At 58.7% G+C, this 18,203-nt stretch carries 17 protein-coding genes; 13 read left to right on the top strand and 4 right to left on the bottom strand.

The window, feature by feature from the left end:
• Positions 1–98 precede the first annotated feature (98 nt).
• On the bottom strand, positions 99–560 hold the full coding sequence (locus AO388_RS08710; protein WP_003345128.1) for a hypothetical protein: 462 nt from the start codon (positions 558–560) through the stop codon (positions 99–101).
• Positions 561–687: 127 nt separating this feature from the next.
• Between AO388_RS08710 and AO388_RS08705 the strand changes: the two genes are divergently transcribed.
• The 13 genes from AO388_RS08705 to AO388_RS08650 all read left to right on the top strand — a co-directional run bounded on the left by AO388_RS08705 (position 688) and on the right by AO388_RS08650 (position 12,952).
• Positions 688–1,317 (top strand): DUF1780 domain-containing protein, encoded by a 630-nt coding sequence (locus AO388_RS08705; RefSeq protein ID WP_003345130.1) that lies wholly within the window; start codon positions 688–690, stop codon positions 1,315–1,317.
• A complete protein-coding gene (locus tag AO388_RS08700; RefSeq protein ID WP_003317783.1) occupies positions 1,314–1,847 on the top strand; it encodes an MOSC domain-containing protein in 534 nt (177 codons plus the stop codon). Before AO388_RS08705 ends, AO388_RS08700 begins: the two co-directional genes overlap by 4 nt.
• Complete coding sequence (locus AO388_RS29610) at positions 1,732–1,968, top strand: DUF3094 family protein (protein ID WP_223886507.1); 237 nt, start codon at positions 1,732–1,734, stop codon at positions 1,966–1,968. The genes AO388_RS08700 and AO388_RS29610 overlap by 116 nt, the downstream gene beginning before the upstream one ends.
• A gap of 95 nt (positions 1,969–2,063) precedes the next feature.
• Positions 2,064–3,362 (top strand): NAD(P)/FAD-dependent oxidoreductase, encoded by a 1,299-nt coding sequence (locus AO388_RS08695; protein WP_003430739.1) that lies wholly within the window; start codon positions 2,064–2,066, stop codon positions 3,360–3,362.
• An 872-nt stretch (positions 3,363–4,234) separates the two neighbouring features.
• Entirely contained in the window at positions 4,235–5,452 is a 1,218-nt protein-coding gene (locus AO388_RS08690; protein WP_083515785.1) for a methyl-accepting chemotaxis protein, read from the top strand.
• Between the two features lie 9 nt (positions 5,453–5,461).
• Positions 5,462–5,830, top strand: a complete 369-nt coding sequence (locus AO388_RS08685) for a response regulator (protein WP_002553206.1) — start codon at positions 5,462–5,464, stop codon at positions 5,828–5,830.
• A gap of 23 nt (positions 5,831–5,853) precedes the next feature.
• Complete coding sequence (locus tag AO388_RS08680) at positions 5,854–6,144, top strand: STAS domain-containing protein (protein WP_003403294.1); 291 nt, start codon at positions 5,854–5,856, stop codon at positions 6,142–6,144.
• Positions 6,145–6,190: 46 nt separating this feature from the next.
• On the top strand, positions 6,191–8,302 hold the full coding sequence (locus AO388_RS08675; RefSeq protein WP_058416302.1) for a chemotaxis protein CheA: 2,112 nt from the start codon (positions 6,191–6,193) through the stop codon (positions 8,300–8,302).
• 30 nt (positions 8,303–8,332) lie between these two features.
• Positions 8,333–9,988 carry a methyl-accepting chemotaxis protein gene (locus tag AO388_RS08670; protein WP_054082221.1) on the top strand — a complete coding sequence of 552 codons (1,656 nt, stop codon included), beginning with the start codon at positions 8,333–8,335 and terminating at the stop codon, positions 9,986–9,988.
• A gap of 36 nt (positions 9,989–10,024) precedes the next feature.
• Positions 10,025–10,564: a chemotaxis protein CheW gene (locus AO388_RS08665; RefSeq protein ID WP_005745466.1), complete on the top strand. Its 540-nt coding sequence runs from the start codon at positions 10,025–10,027 to the stop codon at positions 10,562–10,564.
• A 9-nt stretch (positions 10,565–10,573) separates the two neighbouring features.
• Entirely contained in the window at positions 10,574–11,383 is an 810-nt protein-coding gene (locus tag AO388_RS08660) for a CheR family methyltransferase (RefSeq protein ID WP_054082220.1), read from the top strand.
• The gene (gene cheD, locus AO388_RS08655) at positions 11,380–11,913 is read left to right on the top strand and encodes a chemoreceptor glutamine deamidase CheD (protein WP_003371235.1); all 534 of its coding nucleotides are present in this window, start codon (positions 11,380–11,382) and stop codon (positions 11,911–11,913) included. Before AO388_RS08660 ends, cheD begins: the two co-directional genes overlap by 4 nt.
• Complete coding sequence (locus AO388_RS08650) at positions 11,876–12,952, top strand: protein-glutamate methylesterase/protein-glutamine glutaminase (RefSeq protein WP_003430751.1); 1,077 nt, start codon at positions 11,876–11,878, stop codon at positions 12,950–12,952. Before cheD ends, AO388_RS08650 begins: the two co-directional genes overlap by 38 nt.
• Before the next feature lie 94 nt (positions 12,953–13,046).
• Here the strand turns inward: AO388_RS08650 and AO388_RS08645 are convergent, their stop codons facing one another.
• The 3 genes from AO388_RS08645 to AO388_RS08635 form a co-directional block, all read right to left on the bottom strand.
• Positions 13,047–13,850 (bottom strand): type III effector, encoded by an 804-nt coding sequence (locus AO388_RS08645; RefSeq protein ID WP_058416301.1) that lies wholly within the window; start codon positions 13,848–13,850, stop codon positions 13,047–13,049.
• A gap of 165 nt (positions 13,851–14,015) precedes the next feature.
• Positions 14,016–15,293: a cellulase family glycosylhydrolase gene (locus AO388_RS29605; RefSeq protein ID WP_349238705.1), complete on the bottom strand. Its 1,278-nt coding sequence runs from the start codon at positions 15,291–15,293 to the stop codon at positions 14,016–14,018.
• A 114-nt stretch (positions 15,294–15,407) separates the two neighbouring features.
• Positions 15,408–17,513, bottom strand: a complete 2,106-nt coding sequence (locus AO388_RS08635; protein ID WP_161937165.1) for an NUDIX hydrolase — start codon at positions 17,511–17,513, stop codon at positions 15,408–15,410.
• Positions 17,514–18,203 lie beyond the last annotated feature (690 nt).

Here is an 18,203-nt window from a genome sequence, read left to right as displayed (position 1 = left end):
TTACGCAACTACGAGGGCTATCTTTCAGCCGCATCTCAGGACGCCTGTGATGGCCCTTTCGCGAGCAAGCTCGCTCCCACGACGCTCATGTCCCGCGATCATTTATGCTCCAACGCAGCCCTCAACGCATCAGCACTGCCAAACTGCTGCTGACTGACCAACTGCCCGTCGCGCAACTGTAACCACAGCACTTTATCGTCGTCGCCTGCGTACTGCGGCACGATGCGCGCGTCTCGATCGAGCATTACGCGGTAGCTGTAATCGCGCATTTTGGGGATGGCGAACATCTTGGCGATGATGGTTGGCATTTTCTGGATGTCAGCGACAAACACCGTGTGGCGTGATTCCAGAAAGCCTTTTGGCTTGTCCTGAAGGGCAGCGTTGACTAGTTTCGCGGCGTCCATGCTGCGTGCGACCAGCAGGGTTTGTGTCTGGTTGTTCAGGGTGTAGGGCTGGTCGTATTGATCGAGCAGTGTCCAGGAAGACAGACGCTCGCCGACTTGCAGGGCGTTGGCGGTGAGGGGCAGCAAGGCCAGCAGCAGAATGGGCAGAAGCTTCACAGGTCGATCCTCGATAAAAACGGCGCCTGCGGGCATTTTTTCGCAAGCGATCAAAAAATGAATTGCCAGTCTACACCCCTGCATTCACTCTTCCAGTCATGGTAACTTGAACGCTAAGCTTGGCCCTATGGATGACTCAGACTACCTGCGCCTGTTGACGATCCAGGCCGAACAAGCCAACGCCTTTCTTTCCAATGCGCGGAAGTGGGAGCGTGAGCGTTGGGTTTGTCAGCGCCTGTTGCAGGGGCTGAACATTGCGCATCGCAATGAGGACTTCACGCCTGCCAGTCAGGAGCCGCCGGATGTGCTGTTTCGTGACGGGCGCTTCGAGGTGTTTTTCGTGCTGGATGAGGGGCGGCGTCTCAATGACGAGTGGCGCGAGGAACTGGCGCGACGACGAAGCGCTTTTTCGTTGAGCCAACTGGTACGTCGGGAAGCCAAGCCCAAGCGGATTCCGGCCTCTGAACTGCTGCACCGACTTGCCCCTACCCTGCGCAAGAAATCCACCAATTATCGCGAACGCGGCATTGACCTGGGCGGGCTGGATATCATCGCCTTCGCCAGCCTCAAACGCGAGGTGCTGGACCTCAACAGTCACTTTCCACCACCGACCGAATACCTGCGTCAGGGCTGGCGCTCGTTGTCGCTGGTGGGGCCGACCTTCGCTCGGGTATTGTTCGCGCATCCCGGCGCTCCGGATTTTCTGCGTACCAATCTGGGGCGCAGTGTCGTTTTCGATGTTGGAATCAGTTTATGAGCCCCTTGCAGGAACTGCTGGCCGATGTGCCGCAACAAGGTCGTGTGCGCTGGATAGGCGTACGTCCGCAATCGCGGGTCGAGATGATCGAGCTGGACGCCGTGGAAGCGCGGCGCGAAGCGGGTCTGACCGGCGATCACTCGCGGCCCGGCCCGCGCAATGCGCGGCAGGTGACGTTGATCCAGTGGGAGCATCTGGCGGTGGTTGGCTCGTTGCTGAACCGCGCGGCGGATAATCCCATCGTGCCGCAGGATTTGCGGCGCAATCTGGTGATCAGTGGCATCAACCTGTTCAGCCTGAAGAATCGACGTTTCCGGATCGGTCAGGCGATTTTCGAAACCACCGGCTGGTGTCAACCTTGTGCGCGACTTGAGCAGCGCCTTGGTCACGGGACGTTCCAGGCGGTGCGCGGGCATGGTGGAATCACCGCGCGAGTGTTACAAAGCGGCATCATCCGCCTGGACGATACGCTGCAGGTCGAGCCGCTGGAAATCACCGATCCCTGGCCCCCTGCCCGTCAGCACGCTTGAGACAACGCATAAATTGAGCAGCCACCTGAACCCGGAACCGCAAAGGTGTGTCGAAGAGTACCTTCAGGCACACCGGCATCCAGTCGAGCGCAGGCCGCTCCTGAACCGGACAGTGTGGTGATGAACCCTTTATTGAGCCTTCTGACGCTATGAGCTGCCTTGCGCTCGCGAAGATCGAGCTCCCCCCGAATTCCTTAAACCTTCCGAGTAATCCTTATGACGCATCGTATTGTTATCGTTGGCGGAGGCGCTGGCGGTCTGGAGCTGGCTACCAGTCTGGGCAAGACCCTGGGCAAGAAAGGCACGGCCAGTGTCACGCTGGTTGATGCCAACCTGACGCATATCTGGAAACCGCTGTTGCACGAAGTGGCTGCCGGTTCGCTCAACTCGTATGAGGACGAGTTGAACTACGTGGCTCAGGCCAAGTGGAACAACTTTCAGTTTCAGCTCGGGCGCATGACCGGGCTGGATCGCGCCAGCCGCCAGATTCATCTGGCCGAGACGCTGGATGAAAACGGTGCAGAACTGGTTCCGGCACGCAGCCTGGGTTACGACTCGCTGGTCATCGCCGTGGGCAGCACCACCAACGACTTCGGCACCAAGGGCGCGGCAGAACACTGCCTGTTTCTCGACAGCCGCAAGCAGGCCGAGCGCTTTCACCAGCAACTGCTCAACCACTACCTGCGCGCCCACGCCGGCCAGGCCGACAGCGCACAGGAAATCACCGTGGCCATCGTGGGTGCCGGTGCAACCGGTGTCGAGCTGGCGGCAGAACTGCACAACGCGGCGCATGAGCTGGCGGCTTACGGGCTGGGCCAGATCAAGCCGGAAAACCTGCGCATCACGGTGATCGAAGCCGGTCCACGGGTGTTGCCCGCGCTGCCTGAGCGCATCGGCGCGCCGGTGCACAAGACGCTGGAAAAACTCGGCGTGACGGTGCTGACCAATGCAGCAGTCAGTGAAGTGACGGCTGATGGTTTGATCACTGCTACCGGGCAGGTCATTCCGGCGAGCTTGAAGGTCTGGGCGGCAGGTATCCGTGCCCCGGCCTTCCTGCAGGAACTGGATGGCCTGGAAAGCAACCGGATCAATCAGTTGCAAGTGCTGCCGACGCTGCAAACCACCCGTGACGAAAATATCTTCGCCTTCGGTGACTGCGCGGCCTGCCCGCAAAAAGGCACCGACCGCAACGTCCCGCCGCGCGCTCAGGCCGCCCATCAGCAGGCGTCCTTGCTGGTCAAATCGCTGCGCCTGCGGATCGAAGGCAAGACGTTGCCTGAGTACACCTACAAGGACTACGGCTCGCTGATCTCGCTGTCGAGCTTCTCGGCGGTCGGCAATCTGATGGGTAACCTGATGGGCAGCGTGATGCTTGAAGGCTGGCTGGCGCGCATGTTCTATGTATCGCTGTACCGCATGCACCAGATGGCGCTGTACGGCACCTTCCGTACCTTGATGCTGATGCTGGGCAGCAAGATCGGCAAAGGCACCGAGCCGCGGATGAAGCTGCACTAAGGTACGCAAGACGAGAGGCGTACGGGAGAACACCGCCGTGCCCGTGCTTCGCGTGGGCATGCCGTTCTGGACGCTCTGCGTTCGCTCTTGACTGTGCGGCGCAGCGTAGAACTTGCGACGCAGAGCGTCGTGAACTGCATTCCCACGCTGGAGCGTGCGGAACGATCACCCCTCTATCGTGCGGCGCTCTGCGTCGCATGCCATTCCGGACGCTCCGCGTCCTCTTGACGACGCAGAGCGTCGTGAAATGCATTCCCACGCTGGAGCGTGCGGAACGATCACCGCAACTATCGTGCGGCGCTCTGCGTCGCATGCCATTCCGGACGTTCCGAGTACTCTTGCGACGCAGAGCGTCGTGAAATGCATTCCCACGCTGGAGCGTGAGGAACGATCACCTCACTATCGTGCGGCGCTCTGCGTCGCATGCCATTCCGGACGTTCCGCGTCCTCTTGCGACGCAGAGCGTCGTGAAATGCATTCCCACGCTGGAGCGTGAGGAACGATCACCTCACTATCGTGCGGCGCTCTGCGTCGCATGCCATTCCGGACGTTCCGCGTCCTCTTGCGACGCAGAGCGTCGTGAAATGCATTCCCACGCTGGAGCGTGAGGAACGATCATCTCACTATCGTGCGGCGCTCTGCGTCGCATGCCGTTCTGGACGCTCTGCGTCCTCTCCTAAGTGAATCCGGCTGTTCTGCCAACGCGTTTGCTGCGCCGACTTGCGGTGCCCCGAATACCCGCTACCTTTAACGGATCGGGTTGTGCGCCAAGCAATCGGACGGAAGGCTCTCGTACTGGTATCAAGTTTGTCTGCGGCGCGCAGATAACCATTGAGTCGTGTACAACGCTGCACTGTTCAGGGATCGAACCCATGATGTCGAATCAATTCAGTAGCACTCCTGCGCAACGTCATCCGCGTTTCATCTGGTTCTCACTCATTCCCGTCGTCCCCGCCATTGCCTGGATTCTCTCTCAGTTCGGCATGGGCACCGTCAATCTGGTGGCTTGCGCTGCATTGCTGGTGATCGGTTTCGGCGCTTGTGCCTGGTCTGCCCGCTCACAGCAGAACGAAGTGCGCCACGCAGTGGCTCAGGCGCTGGACCATCATCAGGTACATAGCGCTCAAAGCAGCGCCATGGCCTCCAGCGCCCAGTTCAATGAAATCCTCCTTGGTGCCATGCCGATCTGGGCCAAGCAGGTCGAAAGCTCGCGCCAGCAGACCGAAACCGCCATCGTCGAGCTGAGCACGCGTTTCATGGGCATTTCCGAGCGCCTGCAGGAAACCGTGCAGGCGTCTCAGCACGCTGCCGGTGAACTGGACGGTCAGAACGCCGATGGTGCGCTGAAAGTGTTGTCGCAGAGCGACAGCGAACTAAGCCGGGTAATCGACTCGCTCAAATCCACCCAGGCCAGCCGCGACCAGACGCTCTCCCAGGTGCGCAGCCTCACCGCCTACACCGGCGAATTGCGCACCATGGCCGCCGACGTTGCAGCGATTGCCGCACAGACCAACCTGCTGGCCCTCAACGCGGCCATCGAGGCAGCGCGTGCCGGTGAAGCGGGCCGTGGCTTTGCCGTGGTGGCCGACGCGGTGCGCAGCCTGTCGAGCAAGTCCAGCGAAACCGGTCAGCAGATGTCCGCCAAGGTCGACATCATCAACAACGCCATCACCCAGCTGGTGCAGGCTGCATCGAGCGGCGCCGATCAGGACAGCCATTCGGTGGCCGCTTCCGAGCAAAGCATTCAGAACGTACTGGAGCGCTTCCAGAGCATCACCGGTCGCCTGGCCGAGTCCGCCGACCTGCTCAAGCAGGAGAGCTACGGGATTCGCGACGAAATGACCGAGGTTCTGGTGAACCTGCAGTTTCAGGACCGGGTCAGCCAGATTCTCGCCCACGTACGCGACAACATCGACTCGTTGCACGCGCACCTTCTGCAGGCTAGCCAATCCCCTGATGAGGCGGTCGCCATCGACGCCCGGCAATGGCTGGCGCGCATGGAGTCCACCTACGCGACCGACGAGCAGCGTCGCACTCACCGAGGTGAATCGGCAGCACAGCAGGATTCGCAGGAAATCACGTTTTTCTAGGAGTAAATCATGGCTAAGAGTGTATTGGTGGTCGACGATTCAAGCAGCGTCCGGCAAGTCGTCGGTATCGCGCTGAAGAGTGCCGGATACGACGTTATCGAAGCCTGTGACGGGAAGGATGCACTGGGCAAGCTCACCGGGCAGAAAGTGCACCTGATCATCAGCGACGTGAACATGCCAAACATGGACGGCATCACTTTCGTCAAGGAAGTGAAGAAGCTGGCCAGCTACAAGTTCACGCCCATCATCATGCTGACCACCGAATCCCAGGAATCGAAAAAGGCCGAAGGTCAGGCCGCAGGCGCCAAGGCGTGGGTCGTCAAACCGTTTCAGCCGGCACAAATGCTCGCAGCGGTTTCCAAGCTGATCCTGCCCTGAGACTCAGGCCCCTGGAGGCCAGCATGCCCACGCCAGACGAGAGCGCCAACGACACTGCACGCGTGCAGATAGACGGCGAGTTGACGATCTACACCGTGACCGAACTGGCCGCCAGGCTATTGCCACAGATCGGAGCTGCCGCACGCCTGGAGGTTGATCTTTCACAGGTCACCGAGATGGACGGCGCCGGCCTGCAACTGCTGGCAGTGATTCAGCGCGAAGCCGGCAAGACCGGGACTTCGCTGCATTTGACCGGGCAAAGCAAGGCGGTCAGCGAAACCTTCGAGTTATGTAATCCGGGTGTAGTGCTGTAGCGCGTCCATTTGCAGTACGGCCCAGTGATCGATCAAGGAAGTCATCGTGAGTATTAATCTCGATCAGGCACAGCAGACGTTTATCGTTGAAGCGCGTGAGCTGTTGCAGGCGATGGAGGAATCCCTCCTGCAACTCGAAAGCGAGCCCGGCGACCAGGACGCGATCGGCGCGGTTTTCCGCGCAGCGCACACCATCAAAGGCTCGGCCGGACTGTTCGGGCTGACGCCTATCGTCAGTTTTACTCACATCGTCGAAGACGTGCTGGATCGTCTGCGTGAAGGCAGCGTTTCGGTAAGCGCCGAGCTGATCGCCGTGCTGCTCAAATCCGGCGATCACATGCTTGAGTTGATCGACGTGGTCGCCAGCCGTGGCGAGCAGTTGCAGCCGCCTGCTCTGGAACGCGAGGCAGCGCTGCGTCAGGCGTTGCAGGTCTTCCAGGCACCGGCCAGCGCCGGGGCCGCTGACAGCACTAGTGCGTCGGTCGTCAGTGATGATGAACAGTCAGCCGAGGTGCTCTGGCATATCTCGCTGCGCTTTGGCGTGGATGTGTTTCGCAACGGCATGGACCCACTGTCGTTCCTGCGCTACCTCAATACCCTGGGGCAGATGGTCCAGGTCACGACGGTAACCGACGGTATTCCAGCAGTTGAGGCGTGGGACCCGGAATCCTGCCACTTGGGTTTCGAGATCGATTTCCGCTCTGCTGCCGGGCACGCCGCAATCAACGAAGTCTTCGATTTCGTACGTGAAGACTGCGCCGTGGAAATCACCCCGGTGAACGAGACGCCAGACCACCTTGAGCCTACCGGCACCGAACTGGTCTCGCAGCCCGAGCACAGCCCTCTGGTGGCCAGCGGCGAACTGCTGGGCGATCAGCGCGCAGTGCCTCGTACGCCCGCAACGGCAACGGCAACCGCTGTAGAGCGCCCTTCTTCGGCCAGCGAGCAGAAAAACAAGGATGGCCGCTATGTGCGGGTCAACGCCGACAAGCTCGACGAGCTGATCAATCTGGTCGGCGAGCTGGTCATTGCCAGCGCTGGTGCCAGCCTGCTGGCCAAGTCGTGCGACAACGACCCGCTTCAGGAAGCCAGTTCCACCGTATCGGGGCTGGTCGAGCAGATTCTGGATGGCGCGCTGCACCTGCGCATGATCCCCATCGGCGATACCTTCAATCGCTTCCGCCGTGTGGTGCGCGATGTCAGCCAGGAACTGGGCAAGGACATTGACCTGATCATCAATGGTGCGGAGACCGAACTGGACAAGACCGTCGTCGAAAAGATCGGCGACCCGCTCATGCACCTGCTGCGCAATTCCATGGACCACGGCATCGAGAGCGCCGAAGCACGTCGCGCAGCAGGCAAACCGGCCAAAGGTCATTTGAGCCTCAACGCGTACCACGACTCGGGCAGCATCGTCATTGAAATCGCCGACGACGGGGCCGGACTCAACCGCGAGCGCATCCTCGACAAGGCCCAGCAACGCGGACTGGTGGCGGCCGGCGCAAGCCTCACCGATCAGGAAATCTACAACCTGATTTTCGAGCCAGGCTTTTCCACTGCCGAGGCCGTCACCAACCTTTCGGGGCGCGGTGTCGGCATGGACGTGGTCAAGCGCAACATCACCTTGCTGCGCGGCACGGTGGATCTGGACAGTCAGCCCGGTCAGGGCACCATCGTGCGCATCCGCCTGCCGCTGACGCTGGCGATCATCAACGGTTTTCTGGTCGGTATCGATCAGTCGACGTACGTAATCCCGCTGGACATGGTGCAGGAATGCATCGAGCTGGACGAACACAACCGGCAGTTGACCCGCGACAGCGGCTACCTGGACCTGCGTGGCGAAGTGCTGCCGCTGGTCTACCTGCGTGACCACTTCAATCATGAAGGCCCGGCCGCCAGGCGCCAGAACGTGGTGGTGGTGCGTTACGCCGAGCACAAGGCCGGTCTGGTGGTCGATGACCTGCTTGGCGAGTTCCAAACCGTTATCAAACCTCTGGGCAAGCTGTTCGGCGCGCTGCGCGGCATCAGCGGCTCGACGATTCTGGGCAGCGGCGCGGTGGCGTTGATTCTCGACATACCCGCCCTGCTCAACCAGATCGTACAAATGGAGGCCCGCTCGACCCAGGCGCCTCAATCCCTGTTGCCCACTTCTCGCTGACGGATTCGCAATTCCCAAGGAGTTACTTCAATGAAATGGTTCTACGATCTGAAGATTTCCACCAAGCTGATTACCTCGTTTCTGGTGGTTCTGGCGTTGACCGCGGCCATGGGAGTCTTTGCCATCATCCAGCTCGGCCAGGTCAACCAGGCCGCTCAGGACATCAAGGAAAACTGGATGCCGTCCATGCGCGCGGCTTCGGGCATGCGCTTCTTCGCCGCCAACTATCGCTTGAAGGAAAACCGCCACATTGCAGCCGACACCGCCCAGGAAAAGGCGCAGATGGAGCTTGAAGCAGCGGACTCTCGCAAACAGTTCGAAACCCGCCTGGCCACCTATGACAAGCTGGTGGTCAGTGACGAAGATCGCCAACTGTTCAATGGCGTTACCTCGACATGGGCTGCGTACCTCAAGAGCAGCAACGAGTTGTTCGACATGTCCCGTCAGGGCCTCGAAGCCCAGGCACGAGCGCTGCTGAAGGGCGAGTCCAAAACGCATTTCGACGAAGTGACCAGTCAGTTGCAAAAAATGGTCGAGCTCAACGACGCCGGGGCGACTGCTGCTGGTGACAAAGGCACCACGCTGTACGAAAACGCACGCATCTCGATCGTCGTCGTGCTGGTTGCAGCCTTGTTGATCGGTCTCGGCCTGGCGCTATTCATCGCCCGGATCATCTCCCGCCCGCTGAAAGAGGCTGCAACGGCCGCCGAGCAGTTGGCAGAGGGCAACCTCAACGCCCACATCGGCCACGGTTCCAAGGACGAGACCGGCATGGTGCTCAACGCCATGCGCAACATGGTCGGCAAGCTGTCGCACATCATCGGCGAAGTGCGTAATGCCGCCGACAACCTGGCCAGTGCCTCGGAAGAAGTCAGCGCCACCGCTCAGTCGATGAGCCAGGCCACCAGCGAGCAGGCCGCCAGCGTCGAAGAGACCAGCGCGTCGGTCGAGCAGATGAGCGCCAGCATCAACCAGAACACCGAGAACGCCAAAGTCACCGATGGCATGGCCAGCAAGGCCGCCAAGGAAGCCACCGATGGCGGCGAATCGGTGCAGCAGACCGTTGTGGCGATGAAGAAAATCGCCCAGCGCATCAGCATCATCGACGACATCGCTTACCAGACCAACCTGCTCGCCCTCAACGCTGCCATCGAAGCCGCGCGTGCCGGCGAACATGGCAAGGGGTTTGCGGTTGTGGCCGCCGAGGTGCGCAAGCTGGCCGAACGCAGCCAGGTGGCCGCGCAGGAAATCGGCGAGTTGTCGTCGAGCAGCGTGGACATGGCCGAGAAGGCCGGCAAGTTGCTGGACGAGATGGTGCCCTCGATCAACAAGACCTCCGACCTTGTGCAGGAAATCAGTGCTGCGTCGGAAGAGCAGGCAGCCGGTGTGGCGCAGATCAACACTGCCATGACCCAGCTCAACCAGGTCACCCAGCAAAACGCATCGAGCAGCGAAGAACTGGCGGCCACAGCTGAAGAAATGAGCAGCCAGGCCGAACAACTGCAACAGGCCATGAGTTTCTTCACCCTCGACGCATCGCCAAGGGCCGTCGCGCAGAACGCTACGTTCGACAGCCGCAACAGCCCGAACCGTCAGCCTCCGCGCCCTCCACAGCAGGCTCCGCGCAAGGCATTTGCGCAAAGCATGGCGGGCGCCCCGGACGAATCGGAATTTACCCGTTTCTGATTGCCGGCTTCGATAGAGACTCCAGGGGAGAACGACATGGGCTCATTGGTCACGACTCGGCAGACCGCAGCGACGGTCGAAGAAGAGGCGCAGTACCTGACTTTCATGCTCGGTGGCGAGATGTTCGCCATCGGCATTCTGGGCATCAAGGAAATCATCGAGTACGGCAGCCTGACGGTGGTGCCGATGATGCCCGCCTTCGTGCGCGGGGTGATCAATCTGCGCGGCGCGGTGGTGCCGGTGGTCGATCTGTCGGCGCGCTTCGGGCGGCAGAACTCGGATATCACCCGGCGTTCGTGCGTGATCATCATCGAGGCCAACAGCGAGGACGGCCAGCCGCAGGACATCGGTCTGCTGGTCGACAATGTCTCGGCGGTGCTGGAGATTCCGGCGTCGCAGATCGAGCCGCCGCCGAACTTCGGTGCGAGAATTCGCGCCGACTTCATCAGCGGCATGGCCAAGGTCGACGGCAAGTTCGTGATCGTTCTTGAGGTCGACCGCGTGTTGTCCATCGATGAAATGTCCAGCCTTGCCGAGGCAAGCCAGTCGCTGCCGCCCGACGTCGATGCGACGTGAGGTCTGCACATGCCTGATACAGCGTCGCTCACCGATCGCGAATTCGGCCAGTTCCAGAACTGGCTGTACAACGCTGCGGGCATCAAACTGACGCTGGCCAAGAAAGCGCTGGTCGCCGGCCGTCTGTTCAAGCGTCTCAAGCATTACGAGCTGGACAACTATGGCGAGTATTTCAAGCTGATCATGAACGATCAGCGCAACGGCGAGCTGCAAGTGGCGCTGGACCTGCTGACCACCAACGAAACGTATTTCTTCCGCGAACCCAAGCACTTCGATTTTCTGCGTCAGCAGGTGCTGCCCAAGGTCACGCACGGCAAAATGTTCCGTATCTGGAGCGCTGCCAGTTCGTCTGGCGAAGAGCCCTACAGCCTGGCCATGACCCTGGCCGAACAACTGGGCACAACCTCTTGGGAAGTGGTCGGTTCGGACATCAGTACCCGCGTGCTGAGCAAGGCGCGCAGCGGTCACTACCCCATGGAACGCACCGAGACGTTACCGCAACCTTTGCTGTTCAAATACTGTCTGAAAGGCATAGGTCGCCAGGAAGGGACCTTCCTGATCGACAAGTCGTTGCGCAGCCGGGTCAGTTTCGTGCAGGTCAATCTCAATGACACCCTGCCGGATCTTGGCGAGTTCGACGTAATCTTCCTGCGCAACGTGATGATTTATTTCGATCAGGAAACCAAAAGCAAAGTGGTGGCGCGGTTGATCCCGCGTCTCAAGCCAGGAGGCTATTTCATCATCAGCCACTCAGAAAGCCTGAACGGTGTAAATGACATGTTGAAAATGGTCTCCCCTTCGATTTACCGCAAACCATGAACACGCCTGTCGGTGTAGCCGAAATAGTGCTGGGGCCTGGCGAAGTGGTCTTTCAGACCCGGCCGACTCGCCTGCGCACGTTGCTGGGTTCATGCGTCGCGATTACCTTCTGGCACCCGTGGCGGCGTATTGGCGGCATGTGCCACTTCATGTTGCCCGGGCGCATACGCAGGCATCAGCCACTGGACGGCAGGTACGCTGACGAAGCGATGGAAATACTCATTCGCCATGCGCTGGCCAATGGCACCCTGCCGGAGGAATATCAGGTCAAACTGTTTGGCGGCGGCGAAATGTTTCCAGCTCATCGCCATGACCCGCACATGCAGAACGTCGCTGACAGCAACGTTCATGCGGCGCTTGCGCTGGCCGAACAGCACCGCTTGAAGCTGATGGCTCAGGATCTGGGCAGCACCGGCCATCGCAGCATCATCTTCGACCTGTGGGACGGAAACGTATGGGTCAGGCACCAACCAATGGAAGCAATGGAAAAAGATGCCAAACAAAAAAATCAGCGTACTGCTGGTCGATGATTCGGCCGTGGTACGCCAGGTGCTGGTGGCCATTCTCAACGACACCCCCGATATTCACGTGATGGGTGCGGCGTCAGACCCGATATTTGCCATGAGCAAGCTCGCTCAGGAATGGCCGGACGTCATTGTGCTGGACGTGGAAATGCCGCGCATGGACGGCATCACCTTTCTCAAGAAGATCATGAGCGAGCGGCCGACACCGGTGGTGATCTGCTCGTCGCTGACCCAGAAAGGCGCGGAAACCTCATTGCAGGCGCTGTCTGCCGGGGCGGTGGAAATCATCACCAAGCCCACCACCGGCCTGAAGAACTTCCTCATCGATTCGGCTGCCGAGCTGGTTGCAGCAGTACGCGCAGCAGCCAACTCCAACGTCAGGAACCTCGGCAAGCGCACCGCCGCCCCGGTGCTGACCCCGGCCAGCAAACTGACCGCCGATGCCATTTTGCCGGCTGCCAGCGGCCATGCCATGGCGCAGACCACTGAACGCATCGTCGCCATCGGCACCTCGACAGGCGGTACACAGGCACTTGAAGCGGTTCTGACGGCCCTGCCCCGCGTCTGTCCCGGCATGGTCATCGTCCAGCACATGCCGGAAAAATTCACCGCATCGTTCGCCGAACGCCTGAACAGCCTGAGTCAGATCGAGGTGCGCGAGGCCAGAAACAACGACCGCATCCTGCCCGGCCTCGCGTTGATCGCCCCCGGCGGCAAACACATGATGGTCACGCGCAGCGGCGCCTACTACCACGTCCAGGTCATCGACGGCCCGCTGGTCAACCGCCATCGTCCTTCGGTGGACGTGCTGTTTCGCTCGGTGGCCAAATTCGCCGGCAAGAACGCCACCGGCATCATCATGACCGGCATGGGCGACGACGGCGCACGCGGGCTCAAGGAAATGCTTGATGCCGGCAGCGCGACAGTGGCTCAGGACGAAGCCAGCTGCGTGGTATTCGGCATGCCCAAGGAAGCGATCAAACTGAACGCGGCGCAGCGGATCATCCCGTTGCAGGAGATTCATCAGGTGATCCTGCACCGGTGAACCCGAAGCTGTCGCCGTGCAGCCAGCGTTTCTTTCGACACTCACATTTCACTGTAGAAACCCCGGGCGCACGGCAGCGCTCAGAAAAACAGCCTTATCGGGCCCACGATGGTGTCAGCAAAGCCTGATGGCCAGCGCTGGACCTGGATGACCCTGAAGCCCCGTCAGAGAATGAGACCAACTGGAAAAAAGGCTCTGCCTCCAGGTTCCTGTGCTGATTGGAAGTCCCTGATCTGTTGCTTTTATGCTCATTGCGGTAAGACGCATAGCTCCAGTGCCCAGGGGAGACATCGGAGTCCGGGCGATGGCTGCTCTGCCTCACACCGGCGGCGCTCAACTCCTGTTCGATACTGCTGATCATCCCCCTCATTTTGCCCATGTACTCTGGGCTGTAGGTGTTATCTGCACGGTCAGGCTTGGCGTAGATTGTGAACTGAGCGCCCAGCGCCACACGCTGCTTTGCCGCCGGCATCTCTGCCTGCAGGCACTTCATGTCAGTCACTTTCCACGAGTCCACCGGGCTGTCGCTCGCCTGCAGTATTTTGCCTATCGCATTGAATGCGTTCGGTACATCCTCAGGCGCCACGCTGAGGTGGATCTTGTCTCCGGCAAACTCCCCCTTGCAGTTCGGCTCCAGGCGATCCATATGGATGAACACTTCAGACCCCGTCATCTTGAAATGATTGGCGGCAGTCCAGCCACCGTGATTTTCGCCCAGCGCGCTTTGCGCGACGTCATAAGTGGGGGCACGGTGATTAACGGCAAAACGTGTCTGTGTGTTGGCACGCACTTCGCTCTGATTCAAATGGCGCAATTCTGCACCTGCATCCTTCTTCACAGTCGGCTGGGCAATTGCCGTATTGAGTTTTAAATTGAAGGCGGGTCTGTTGATAGGCATAGCTTTTATACCTGCTACTTATCGGTCATGAAAAAAGGGGGTTGCGCAGATAGCGCAGCCTCTGCGCAACCTCTCCAACTCGCCGCTCTGCACTGGTCGTTGACGACCTCGCAGATAGCTGCCCGCTGAGTGGTCAACAGGCACATCAGGTTCCATGAAACAGGATCAGGAAAACTGATCGCCTTTCGAGAAACCGACATCGTGTTTGATCTTGCCGTTCTCGAACTGGTCCATCCATGGCAGCACATCGGCACCGGCCGCTTTCAGGGCGCCCATGTTGTCTTTCACGGCCTGATTGGCGCCGTCGCGCTGTTCGAAGTTACCGCCTCCGGTCCAGTTGGCGTTGCCGACTTCACCGATTTGCGGCTTGAAGCCCGCGCTCGTAAGCGCCTTGATCTCCGATGACAGACGCGAGGAGGCATCGGCACCGCTGGCGTACTCATGGATGCTGCCGATCAGGCCAGGGTTGTTCTTGCCGTTGGCGGCTTTCAACTGATCAGCGTATTTGACCAGTCCGCTTTCCCCGCCGGCTGTCAGACCACCACCCCAATTGCTGTCCTCCACCACGATGTCGCCTTTGTAACCTGCGTCGCGGGCGGATTTGATCAGCGTGCTCTGCATATCGGCCCAACCTTGAGTGGCACTCTTGCCGCCCTCATTGAACGTATCGAGTACAAAACTCGGATGGTTTCCAAGGGCAGATACCACGTTTTTGACATCGTCGGCGGCTTGTCGGAGCTTGTCGCCGGACAAGACGTTGCCACCACCGCCATTGGCGTTGTCACGAAACGTAAACTGAATCCTGACCCCTTGTTTGTCGCCGGCATCGACCATCGCCTTGAGCTTGGCCATTTGCGCCGGGTCATTGATCTGGTCATGGGTCATCTGGATGCGAAGTGTTTCCCCTCCGGCATTTTTCACATCTTCGACCATTTTTTGCGCTGCCTCAGGAGACGCAATTCGGTCAGGAACCGTATTCGCGCCGCCATGAGAACCCAAGCCAGTGTTATTGAACGGTTGGGCTTGATTTGACTGCTCAGACAGTCCTGAGTCTGGCGTCGAACTGGCAGCGCCGCCGGTAGAAGCAGAAGCTCGACCTGGCCCGGACGAAGCAGGGGACGGGTTCTCGGAAGGGTTATTTGCAGAAGAGTTACTTGCGGAAGAATCACCGAGCAAGCGTTTCAGCAGCGCCTGAATCAGCGTCGTCAACGCCTCGATCAAGTCACTTTGATCGCCCCCTCCTGCTCGTCCATTCCCGGCGGTGGCGGTTGTCGGCGCGCCATTCCCCCAACTCACCGTGTTCGGCGAGCGCCGGGTACTTTCCGGAGGAAGAAAGTGCACGGCATTGCTCGACGATTTACCTGAATAGTCCGGACTCGGAGCCTGGTTGCCCGATGAAACAGGGGACCACCCCGGGCTGTTGTTGCTTACAGAGGTATTCATACTCATTTCATTACTCCTTTTTGTGGAGGTAACGCGTTTGGGTGAACGGGTTTTTGTGCAGGGCTTCAGAAATCCTCTTTATCGTCTGTCAGCGCTCAAGCAGATGAAGATTCATTAAAAGGGGCCCTTTAGATAAGCCCGCTCTGCGTCTCGCAAGATGGCAACATCCACGGCGTTGGGTAGCAGTCTTTTGGCCTCGGTAATGTTTGCCAGCTTGACGCTTTGAGATTCAAAGCCCATATCGGACGGTGTTCCATCGATCCGTTTGGCAAGGTAATAACGAGTTCGGGATGTTGTTCGGTCGTAGTCACCGATGAAGCCGTGGAGCTTCACCAGAAGCCCCGTCTCTTCGTAGACTTCCTTGAGTGCATTGGTCCTCAAGTTCAAACCGGCTTCCTGCTTTCCCTTGGGAAAAGCGTGCGTTGCGCCGAACGGGTGATTGGTCGGCTCGGTGATCCACACCCTGCCGTCGGGCTCAAAAATGATCGCTCCACTGGCGGGAGCAAGGTGCTGGGAACGCTTAAATTCCGGCTCTGTGAAGTTGACCGCCCGGGTTGTAAATCGGCGCCAGCCATCCATTGTGTTGGGGGGCGTAAATGATCTGAACGGCAGGTTGTTCATGCTGCCACGGACAGCGCTGTGGGGTACAAAAACGGCTGTGGCGTATCGATCACGCCACGTATCCAAAGCGCTGGGAGACGTGGGATTTTTAACAGTGACAACATTGCCACGCTCGTTCTTTTGGCGATGAATATAAGGAAGCGTCTGCTTCATATCGACCAGCCACTTCTTCCGACTGATCAGTCTTTTACCGAGCTCAATGCGTTCGCTGTGATTGCCAGGACCGTGCTCTGCGCAAAGTGCGGCAATACGCGCATCCGGTATTTTTTCTATCGCTGCAATACCCTCGCGGATGTCATTACGCTCGATGTTCCGAAAGACGCGACTGGACGAATTGTCTTCACGAGACAGCATCGTGACCAGTTCCATGGGCGTGGTACCGAACTGATTACCCTTGTGCTCCCCTTGGGCGCGGAAAACCAGCGCGCCGCCAAGGTCGATGCGCACAGGTTTGTTACGGTGATTGAAGATGACATTGTCCCCCGTCAGACCGATGACATCCCAGTTCGCCAGCCAGGCATCCACAGCAAAGCCGCACTTCAACTGGCTATTTTTTGCCAGCGTATCGAGGTCTTTGGGGTTCCCTACTATCAGTTTTGAAATCAGTGCGGGCTTGCCTTTGCGGGACGCCAGCTCTATGTCAGGAACATCGATTCCTGCGGCACGGTACAGCCTGGAGGCAAGCACCTCGTTTCGAAGCCTATTGGCAGACGGGTTGGTTTTCACATACCACTTAACGCCATTGGGCGCTTGAAACAATCCACCTGGATTAGAGCCCTTGGCGCCAGAGAGTTGTTTCCATTTGTCAGTCTCGACGAGAGCGAATTCACCTCCCCTCTTGGACCGTCCTAAAACCGTCATGTCGACGACAATGAACTCACCGCTCCGGCGAGCCTGCGTAATTTCGTACCGGTTGGTGATATCCAGAATGACTTCATGTTCACTCTTGCTGGCCACCGATAACGGCAACCGGCTCTCACTGAGTGTCACCCCCTTCGCACCACTGTGGTTGAGCGCGGGAACGGCAGGCATCGCTTTCAGTACAAAAAGAACCGGTGTTTCTTTTTTCCTGTTCGCGTTCACCAGCGCAAAGCCTTGCGAAACGGCTGACACTGTCGAGGCACTGGCCACCCCGGTCGCGGTGTAAACGCCTTTAACCACGCGCAGGCCGTGAATAAGACCATGGGCTATTTCGCGACTGCGGTAACCCTTGGAGGTATTCAGTAACAGCGACGCAGTCTCATCATCCAGAGATATCCCCCGATAAAGCACTTTAGGGTGATCCGACTCGGCCAACTCAATGGAGTAGCGCGGTATGGCGGCCCTCAGATCCGCAAATTCTTCTTCGGTTGTTTCAGAGGCCGTGTACTTCTGCAGCAGTCGCATGAACTCTTTGCCGTCTATCGAATCCAGTACGCTGTCCTGCCGCCCCGCCAAACGACACTCTTCAACAGTATTGAATTGCTCCACTGGAACTCCCTTGCCTCGCCCTCGCGAAACAAAGTTGGGCACTTTATTACTGGCAGGCCCCAGTGCTGAGGTACTTTGAGCGTTTGAAAACCCAAGGTGACTGAAATTGTGTTTTACGGGATTTATCATTAAGCCCTCCTGAACGTTCGTCTTGCGGCACGCGATGAACATTCGTCCCTGGAGTTACAGGCATCAGGACCGTTATCAGACTTGAATGCCATCAACCGATACTCACAAGGCAAATAGCCACTTTTCGGGTTGATCCACTCATGGATAACGCCTGCTGATAATGAAGAGACCCGAGAAAGCAGCCAGTCGCTATCACCGAGAGAATATTGAAAATAAGCAGAGCTTATAATTGGCTGAATGGCATTCATCGCAAACACTCATCGCCCGCATTTACTGGAAAATTGAGTAAATGAGTGTCGCAGTGTGCTGTGCGGTTCCATTAAGCAAACAAGAGGGACTTCTTCAATGGAGAACCATCACTGTAAGTGATCGACATTCGTGGCGAATGTCTTAAAGCCAATGCAATGAATACCTAAGCTACTTGCGTGATCGTAGTGTGTGAAGTGATCAGACATAAGTCATACGACAACATATACATAATGCGCCATATTCAGTGACCCACTAAAAGCTCCAGACCGCACACATTTGCCCGAGCAGAGCGTGTCGCCAACGTGCAAAAGGTTAACGAGATCTGGCCGACCAACGCCCCACATGGATTTTTTCGACGTCACCCGCAGAGAAAATCGTCGGGCTGTTCGGGCACGCATGAGAAGATACCGGCACCTCACGTCAATGCTTCGTTTTTCAGGT

The sequence above is a fragment of the Pseudomonas sp. ICMP 10191 genome (genome assembly GCF_001467335.1).
Classification (GTDB): Bacteria; Pseudomonadota; Gammaproteobacteria; order Pseudomonadales; family Pseudomonadaceae; genus Aquipseudomonas; species Aquipseudomonas cerasi.
This window is presented reverse-complemented; position numbering and strand designations above follow the sequence as displayed.